Source organism: Paradesulfitobacterium ferrireducens, assembly GCF_017310645.1.
Classification (GTDB): Bacteria; Bacillota; Desulfitobacteriia; order Desulfitobacteriales; family Desulfitobacteriaceae; genus Paradesulfitobacterium; species Paradesulfitobacterium ferrireducens.
The window spans coordinates 1-6,657 of the sequence record NZ_JAFLRH010000010.1; the positions used below are offsets into that span (position 1 = coordinate 1).

At 47.0% G+C, this 6,657-nt stretch carries 3 protein-coding genes, 27 tRNA genes and 3 rRNA genes; 31 read left to right on the forward strand and 2 right to left on the reverse strand.

What is annotated here, in order from left to right; all coding sequences use genetic code 11:
- From J0X21_RS03835 to J0X21_RS03845, 3 genes are all read left to right on the forward strand, one after another.
- Positions 1 to 119 (forward strand): 23S ribosomal RNA (locus tag J0X21_RS03835); the annotation flags it as partial.
- A 187-nt stretch (positions 120 to 306) separates the two neighbouring features.
- A 5S ribosomal RNA gene (gene rrf, locus J0X21_RS03840) occupies positions 307 to 423 on the forward strand.
- A gap of 171 nt (positions 424 to 594) precedes the next feature.
- Complete coding sequence (locus J0X21_RS03845; RefSeq protein ID WP_206810901.1) at positions 595 to 1,824, forward strand: LL-diaminopimelate aminotransferase; 1,230 nt, start codon at positions 595 to 597, stop codon at positions 1,822 to 1,824.
- Between the two features lie 4 nt (positions 1,825 to 1,828).
- On the opposite strand, the gene J0X21_RS03850 is transcribed toward J0X21_RS03845, so the two are convergent.
- Positions 1,829 to 2,173, reverse strand: coding sequence for a cupin domain-containing protein (locus J0X21_RS03850; RefSeq protein WP_328812217.1), 345 nt, complete (start codon positions 2,171 to 2,173; stop codon positions 1,829 to 1,831).
- Positions 2,174 to 2,445: 272 nt separating this feature from the next.
- Between J0X21_RS03850 and J0X21_RS03855 the strand changes: the two genes are divergently transcribed.
- The 27 genes from J0X21_RS03855 (at position 2,446) to J0X21_RS03985 (ending at position 5,504) form a co-directional block, all read left to right on the forward strand.
- Positions 2,446 to 2,521: transfer RNA gene (locus tag J0X21_RS03855), tRNA-Glu, on the forward strand.
- A gap of 25 nt (positions 2,522 to 2,546) precedes the next feature.
- Positions 2,547 to 2,621 (forward strand) — tRNA-Met (locus tag J0X21_RS03860).
- 50 nt (positions 2,622 to 2,671) lie between these two features.
- Positions 2,672 to 2,746: transfer RNA gene (locus J0X21_RS03865), tRNA-Gln, on the forward strand.
- A 13-nt stretch (positions 2,747 to 2,759) separates the two neighbouring features.
- Positions 2,760 to 2,835, forward strand: a tRNA-Lys gene (locus J0X21_RS03870).
- Between the two features lie 7 nt (positions 2,836 to 2,842).
- Positions 2,843 to 2,917 (forward strand) — tRNA-Gly (locus tag J0X21_RS03875).
- 7 nt (positions 2,918 to 2,924) lie between these two features.
- Positions 2,925 to 3,001: transfer RNA gene (locus J0X21_RS03880), tRNA-Arg, on the forward strand.
- A gap of 73 nt (positions 3,002 to 3,074) precedes the next feature.
- Positions 3,075 to 3,150: transfer RNA gene (locus J0X21_RS03885), tRNA-Thr, on the forward strand.
- Positions 3,151 to 3,281: 131 nt separating this feature from the next.
- A tRNA-Leu gene (locus J0X21_RS03890) sits at positions 3,282 to 3,366 on the forward strand.
- An 11-nt stretch (positions 3,367 to 3,377) separates the two neighbouring features.
- A tRNA-Ser gene (locus J0X21_RS03895) sits at positions 3,378 to 3,468 on the forward strand.
- 7 nt (positions 3,469 to 3,475) lie between these two features.
- Positions 3,476 to 3,550 (forward strand) — tRNA-Asn (locus tag J0X21_RS03900).
- A 1-nt stretch (position 3,551) separates the two neighbouring features.
- Positions 3,552 to 3,628 (forward strand) — tRNA-Met (locus J0X21_RS03905).
- Between the two features lie 6 nt (positions 3,629 to 3,634).
- Positions 3,635 to 3,708, forward strand: a tRNA-Gly gene (locus J0X21_RS03910).
- Between the two features lie 207 nt (positions 3,709 to 3,915).
- A tRNA-Glu gene (locus J0X21_RS03915) sits at positions 3,916 to 3,991 on the forward strand.
- 8 nt (positions 3,992 to 3,999) lie between these two features.
- A tRNA-Val gene (locus J0X21_RS03920) sits at positions 4,000 to 4,075 on the forward strand.
- A gap of 73 nt (positions 4,076 to 4,148) precedes the next feature.
- Positions 4,149 to 4,224 (forward strand) — tRNA-Asp (locus J0X21_RS03925).
- A 6-nt stretch (positions 4,225 to 4,230) separates the two neighbouring features.
- Positions 4,231 to 4,314: transfer RNA gene (locus tag J0X21_RS03930), tRNA-Tyr, on the forward strand.
- Positions 4,315 to 4,342: 28 nt separating this feature from the next.
- Positions 4,343 to 4,417 (forward strand) — tRNA-Met (locus J0X21_RS03935).
- A 50-nt stretch (positions 4,418 to 4,467) separates the two neighbouring features.
- Positions 4,468 to 4,542, forward strand: a tRNA-Gln gene (locus tag J0X21_RS03940).
- 13 nt (positions 4,543 to 4,555) lie between these two features.
- Positions 4,556 to 4,631: transfer RNA gene (locus J0X21_RS03945), tRNA-Lys, on the forward strand.
- A gap of 7 nt (positions 4,632 to 4,638) precedes the next feature.
- Positions 4,639 to 4,713: transfer RNA gene (locus tag J0X21_RS03950), tRNA-Gly, on the forward strand.
- 7 nt (positions 4,714 to 4,720) lie between these two features.
- A tRNA-Arg gene (locus J0X21_RS03955) sits at positions 4,721 to 4,797 on the forward strand.
- Positions 4,798 to 4,870: 73 nt separating this feature from the next.
- Positions 4,871 to 4,946: transfer RNA gene (locus tag J0X21_RS03960), tRNA-Thr, on the forward strand.
- Positions 4,947 to 5,077: 131 nt separating this feature from the next.
- Positions 5,078 to 5,162: transfer RNA gene (locus J0X21_RS03965), tRNA-Leu, on the forward strand.
- An 11-nt stretch (positions 5,163 to 5,173) separates the two neighbouring features.
- Positions 5,174 to 5,264: transfer RNA gene (locus J0X21_RS03970), tRNA-Ser, on the forward strand.
- 7 nt (positions 5,265 to 5,271) lie between these two features.
- A tRNA-Asn gene (locus tag J0X21_RS03975) sits at positions 5,272 to 5,346 on the forward strand.
- A gap of 1 nt (position 5,347) precedes the next feature.
- Positions 5,348 to 5,424 (forward strand) — tRNA-Met (locus tag J0X21_RS03980).
- 6 nt (positions 5,425 to 5,430) lie between these two features.
- Positions 5,431 to 5,504, forward strand: a tRNA-Gly gene (locus J0X21_RS03985).
- A 64-nt stretch (positions 5,505 to 5,568) separates the two neighbouring features.
- On the opposite strand, the gene J0X21_RS03990 is transcribed toward J0X21_RS03985, so the two are convergent.
- Positions 5,569 to 5,961 (reverse strand): CoA-binding protein, encoded by a 393-nt coding sequence (locus tag J0X21_RS03990; protein ID WP_206810902.1) that lies wholly within the window; start codon positions 5,959 to 5,961, stop codon positions 5,569 to 5,571.
- Between the two features lie 617 nt (positions 5,962 to 6,578).
- Between J0X21_RS03990 and J0X21_RS03995 the strand changes: the two genes are divergently transcribed.
- Positions 6,579 to 6,657 (forward strand): 16S ribosomal RNA (locus J0X21_RS03995); the annotation flags it as partial.

Sequence of the window (6,657 nt, forward strand, 5' to 3'; positions counted from 1 at the left end):
AGATTTCCCACAGCATAAGCTGGTAAGACCCCTGAATGATGATCAGGTTGATAGGCCCGATGTGGAAGTCCCGTGAGGGATGGAGCTGACGGGTACTAATCGGTCGAGGGCTTGACCTAAATAAAGGAGTCAGGATTCAGAAGACAGGATTCAGAATGAAGAAAGTCTGAAGATGAGAGGCTTCGAACGCTAAGCATATAAGGTGAACTCACTGGGGCTCAAACGAAAGTGAGTGAAGTCCTTTGGTAGAAAGATCTGTGCAGTTTTGAGAGAACAGAGTTCGTAAGAACGAAGTTAACTCAATCATCTGGTGACAATGCCGGAGGGGTTCCACCCGTTCCCATCCCGAACACGGAAGTTAAGACCTCCAGGGCCGATGATACTTGGACCGAAGGGTCCTGGGAAAGTAGGTCGTTGCCAGGTAAACAAAAGAGACTATCTAATAAGGTAGTCTCTTTTGTTTACTGCGTAAAGACTTTACTGAACTAAAATCTTTAGAACAGTCTTTGCTTGTGAATCAAGAAACGGCTATAATAGCGCCATAGAGAGTATAAACTACATCTGTTGATATCACTGAAAGGGGATCAAATTGACATGGCTTTGATGAATGAGAATTATCTAAAGCTGCCTGGGAGTTACCTTTTTTCGGAAATAGCCCGAAGAATTAATTCGTTTAAAAAGGAAAACCCTGACGCCGACATTATCAGGCTGGGAATTGGGGATGTGACTAAGCCTCTTCCCCCAGCGGTTGTTGAGGCTATGAAACAGGCTGTAGACGAGATGTCCCGGCCGGAAACGTTCAGGGGTTACGGCCCGGAACAGGGGTATGAATTCTTAAGCCAAAGAATTATTGAGCATGATTTCAAACCAAGAGGAGTAGAACTTGAGCTTGATGAAGTTTTTATCAGTGATGGTTCTAAAAACGATACAGCCAATTTTCAGGAACTCTTCGGCCTCAACAATATCCTGGCGGTAACGGATCCGGTCTACCCGGTTTACGTTGACAGCAATGTTATGGCCGGTCGTACCGGTAATTTCAATGATAAAGGCCAGTTTGAGAACATCGTTTACCTCCCATGTACAGAGGAAAACGGGATGAAGCCGGACCTTCCACGGACGGAAGTGGATATGATCTACTTATGCTATCCCAATAATCCCACCGGCATGACTCTGTCTAAAGAGGAACTGAAGAAATGGGTGGATTATGCCAGGGAAAATCGATCGATCATTTTATTTGACGCAGCCTATGAGTCTTATATTCGGGAAGAAGGGGTTCCGCACAGTATCTTTGAGATTGAGGGTGCACGTGAGGTGGCCGTAGAATTTAGAAGTTTCTCCAAAACTGCCGGCTTCACCGGTACCCGGTGTGCCTACACCATCGTTCCCAGAGATGTCAAAGTTTATGACTCGAAGGGCGAGAGCCACAGCCTGAACTCCCTATGGTTAAGAAGACAGACCACCAAATTCAACGGGGTCTCTTATCCAGTCCAGGCTGCAGCTGCTGCAGTCTTTACTCCGGAAGGTCAAAAGCAGGTAAAGGAATTAATAAATTATTACATGGAAAACGCAAGCATTATAAAAAACGGCCTGGAAAAGGCCGGTTATAAGGTGTTTGGAGGAGTCAATGCCCCTTATATCTGGCTTAAGACTCCTGACAATATGGGATCCTGGGAGTTTTTCGACCAACTTATGAAGAAGGCACATATTGTAGGGACTCCGGGGGCCGGTTTTGGAGCCAGCGGCGAGGGTTATTTCCGTTTAACTGCTTTTGGCACCAGGGAAAACACCGAAAGGGCTATTGAAAGAATTAAAACCAGAATGTAGATACTTAGGATCTGGATTGCATCCCGGCTCCCGATTTGGTCGCTTGACAAGCTACCATCTCAGAACCTGTGTTTTCGAGTTTATGCCACACGCCTTTAGGAACATAAACGATTGATCCTTCTTTAACATCAATTACTTCCTCGGAACCATTATCGAGGTAAAATTTACCTTCTCCTTTCAAAATCAAAAAAACTTGATCTCCTTCCGGGTGCTGGTGATACGCTAATACTTGCCCAGGCTTAAAATAGTAGGTATCTGTTGTCAAATCTTGTCCTGTAAAATTATTTACTTTATTGACCCTTGTTTCGTTGAACTGCGGTTTGTCAAATACGGTTTCAGCATTTGTCACAAAAATTACCTCCTCGTTTGATATTCCCAATTATGTTACCCAGTACTTTTGGAAAATATCGTACCAAAATACCCCATTACCACTCAGAGAGTCTTTGAAAATAATTCAATCTGTAAAAAATAATTTATAATTAACACTACAATTAAAATCTTTGTCTTCCATGTGACATTCTCAGAACACTTTTTACGGAAACATATTACAGATCGATTACTCAAAAAAACATTTGACAAGATATTCACTGTACATTATCATATATAGTGCACTGTGAACGTGGCCCGTTGGTCAAGCGGCCTAAGACACCGCCCTTTCACGGCGGTAACACGGGTTCGAATCCCGTACGGGTCACCACATCTTGCATTCATATATCTACTATCGCGGGGTGGAGCAGCGGTAGCTCGTCGGGCTCATAACCCGAAGGTCGTCGGTTCAAATCCGGCCCCCGCAACCAAGTGGTTAAATCATCGAACAGAAGTTCTGATGATTTAATATATTTCACACTGGGGTGTCGCCAAGCGGTAAGGCACCAGACTTTGACTCTGGCATGCGTTGGTTCGAATCCAGCCACCCCAGCCATTTCTTTTTATGTGAGCCATTAGCTCAGTCGGTAGAGCACCTGACTTTTAATCAGGGTGTCCCGCGTTCGAGTCGCGGATGGCTCACCATGAACATGCGGGTGTAACTCAGTGGTAGAGTGTCACCTTGCCAAGGTGAAAGTCGCGAGTTCGAATCTCGTCACCCGCTCCAGGAGAATGCGCTCGTAGCTCAGCTGGATAGAGCGTCTGACTACGAATCAGAAGGCCAGGGGTTCGAATCCCTTCGAGCGCACCACTTTTAATTCTTGAAGTGGTCGTATCAAAAAAGTGAATTAGAAGACGGAAACTGTAATTAGCAGTTAAGACATGCCGTTATAGCTCAGTTGGTAGAGCGTATCCTTGGTAAGGATAAGGTCACCGGTTCAATCCCGGTTAACGGCTCCATTTAACACTGAATTAACCCGCCCTAAGTCCCCCGCCTCTATAGGGGGCGGGTGCCAAAGGGCGGTTAAGTCCAGTATTGACTCGACTAACATTCAGTGGGGGTGAATCCCCCTGAATGAAGTCTCGTTCAAGCGGGAGTGGCGGAACTGGCAGACGCGCACGTTTGAGGGGCGTGTGGGTAACACCGTACGGGTTCAAGTCCCGTCTTCCGCACCAGAATACAGTACGGAGAAGTACTCAAGTGGCTGAAGAGGACGGTTTGCTAAACCGTTAGGGTGGGTAACTGCCGCGAGGGTTCAAATCCCTCCTTCTCCGCCAGAAATATTCCTCGATAGCTCAATGGTGGAGCAACCGGCTGTTAACCGGTAGGTTGCAGGTTCGAGTCCTGCTCGGGGAGCCAAGGCAGGGTAGCCAAGTGGTCTAAGGCAAGCGGTTCATACCCGCTCATTCGAGGGTTCAAATCCCCCCCCTGCTACCAAACGATGCGGGTGTAGCTCAATGGTAGAGCACTAGCCTTCCAAGCTAGCTACGTGGGTTCGATTCCCATCACCCGCTCCATAAAAAACAAATGATTAACCCGCACTTCTAAAGTGCGGGTTTACTGTGGCCTGCGCATCCTTTTTTGAGCAAAAAGTTTTAAATAGATCTAATATCTAATAGTGTTTAATAAACTGAAAATCCAAAAGCTACCAAAAGTTATCCATGAATATACTATTGACAATTGATTTTAATTCCGATATACTAACAAATGTTCTCGTTAAAAATGGCCCGTTGGTCAAGCGGCCTAAGACACCGCCCTTTCACGGCGGTAACACGGGTTCGAATCCCGTACGGGTCACCATTTTTCTTGGGCGATTAGCTCAGCTGGGAGAGCGCCTGCCTTACAAGCAGGATGTCGGCAGTTCGATCCTGTCATCGCCCACCAAAACAGAGGTCAGAGACCGGATGCAAGGAGTCCGGACTTTGACTTTGAACATGGTATCTCACACATCGTTGATGGCCCCGTGGTGTAGTGGTTAACATGCCTGCCTGTCACGCAGGAGATCGTCGGTTCAAGTCCGATCGGGGTCGCCATATAGTGGGTAGGTGGCCGAGTGGTTAAAGGCGGCAGACTGTAAATCTGTTCCGAAAGGTACGGTGGTTCGAATCCATCCCTGCCCACCACTATTTTAACAACCTTTAATTTAATCATCGCGGGGTGGAGCAGCGGTAGCTCGTCGGGCTCATAACCCGAAGGTCGTCGGTTCAAATCCGGCCCCCGCAACCAAGTGGTTAAATCATCGAACAGAAGTTCTGATGATTTAATATATTTCACACTGGGGTGTCGCCAAGCGGTAAGGCACCAGACTTTGACTCTGGCATGCGTTGGTTCGAATCCAGCCACCCCAGCCATTTCTTTTTATGTGAGCCATTAGCTCAGTCGGTAGAGCACCTGACTTTTAATCAGGGTGTCCCGCGTTCGAGTCGCGGATGGCTCACCATGAACATGCGGGTGTAACTCAGTGGTAGAGTGTCACCTTGCCAAGGTGAAAGTCGCGAGTTCGAATCTCGTCACCCGCTCCAGGAGAATGCGCTCGTAGCTCAGCTGGATAGAGCGTCTGACTACGAATCAGAAGGCCAGGGGTTCGAATCCCTTCGAGCGCACCACTTTTAATTCTTGAAGTGGTCGTATCAAAAAAGTGAATTAGAAGACGGAAACTGTAATTAGCAGTTAAGACATGCCGTTATAGCTCAGTTGGTAGAGCGTATCCTTGGTAAGGATAAGGTCACCGGTTCAATCCCGGTTAACGGCTCCATTTAACACTGAATTAACCCGCCCTAAGTCCCCCGCCTCTATAGGGGGCGGGTGCCAAAGGGCGGTTAAGTCCAGTATTGACTCGACTAACATTCAGTGGGGGTGAATCCCCCTGAATGAAGTCTCGTTCAAGCGGGAGTGGCGGAACTGGCAGACGCGCACGTTTGAGGGGCGTGTGGGTAACACCGTACGGGTTCAAGTCCCGTCTTCCGCACCAGAATACAGTACGGAGAAGTACTCAAGTGGCTGAAGAGGACGGTTTGCTAAACCGTTAGGGTGGGTAACTGCCGCGAGGGTTCAAATCCCTCCTTCTCCGCCAGAAATATTCCTCGATAGCTCAATGGTGGAGCAACCGGCTGTTAACCGGTAGGTTGCAGGTTCGAGTCCTGCTCGGGGAGCCAAGGCAGGGTAGCCAAGTGGTCTAAGGCAAGCGGTTCATACCCGCTCATTCGAGGGTTCAAATCCCCCCCCTGCTACCAAACGATGCGGGTGTAGCTCAATGGTAGAGCACTAGCCTTCCAAGCTAGCTACGTGGGTTCGATTCCCATCACCCGCTCCATAAAAAACAAATGATTAACCCGCACTTCTAAAGTGCGGGTAACGGTTTTAAATCTAGTAATTTGTTAGATTTTGTCTCTGGTTTGAATGAGAACACATTGATTATAGACGACATCGATCCCATGCTCTTCCCCGTTTCGAATCGCTGCTTCACTTTCGCTTCCGGGCTGCATCCATACTCTTTTTATTCCTAACTCAATACATTTATTCACTACTTGCTCGGTAACTTTGGGCGGAACAACTAAACTGACAGCGTCGGGCACAATCGGAAGCGCCCCAAGGTCAGGATAGATTTTATCTCCGTCCACACTATCGAGATTTGGATTGACCCCGTAGACGTTATATCCTGCTTTTTTAAGCTGGATGTAAACTTTATTGCCGTATTTACTTGGATCTGCAGATACTCCCACGACGGCCCAGCTTTCTTGTTCAAGAAATTCTTGCATATCTGCTGCCATTTTAACCCCTCCATTTACCAAAATTAATTTTGGCTTCTAGTTTAATCCATTTAACTCCCTAAATCAAATACATATGAGTAATAGCGAAGATAAGTTTATCTGCAATTGAATTCTTTTCGGAGTATAGAAAAGATAATATTTAACAGAAGCAAAAAATCCTCTGAAACCATGAATAAAACTAAAATTTTGTGTTGACAGTGCTTAATCCGCATGATATTATAATTAAGCGTCACGACAAGCGACGCCAAAACGCTGGCAGCAGCGGGCGGAATAAAAAATAAAGTGTTGACATCGAAAAGATGTTATGGTAAAATATAATTCCGTCAGCCGCGATGCGGCAGTGGTCTTTGGTCGCTCTCGGACCGATAGTTCCGGTGGAACTATCGCACTTGTTTCCGTGTCCCTCGCGACACAAAGATCGTCCTGATCTTTGAAAACTAAACAACAAGACGCCAATGGAACTCGTCAGTAAAAGCTGAGCAATCAGCCGTAACTGAGAAAAAATGATTTTGAGCAGTCAAAATCTCTTAAAATGCATCGAGATACGAGGGAAGTGCTCGTCGAATGCTTGCCGTCCTGGCGCATTCGACACTCAGAACCTCGTGTTCTTCGTAAATTTTACGGAGAGTTTGATCCTGGCTCAGGACGAACGCTGGCGGCGTGCCTAACACATGCAAGTCGAACGGTCCGGCCCTT

Excerpts from the sequence above, each read along its gene's own strand:
- J0X21_RS03845 (WP_206810901.1), top strand. The coding sequence starts at position 595 with ATGGCTTTGATGAATGAGAATTATCTAAAGCTGCCTGGGAGTTACCTT.
- J0X21_RS03990 (WP_206810902.1), bottom strand. The coding sequence starts at position 5,961 with ATGGCAGCAGATATGCAAGAATTTCTTGAACAAGAAAGCTGGGCCGTC.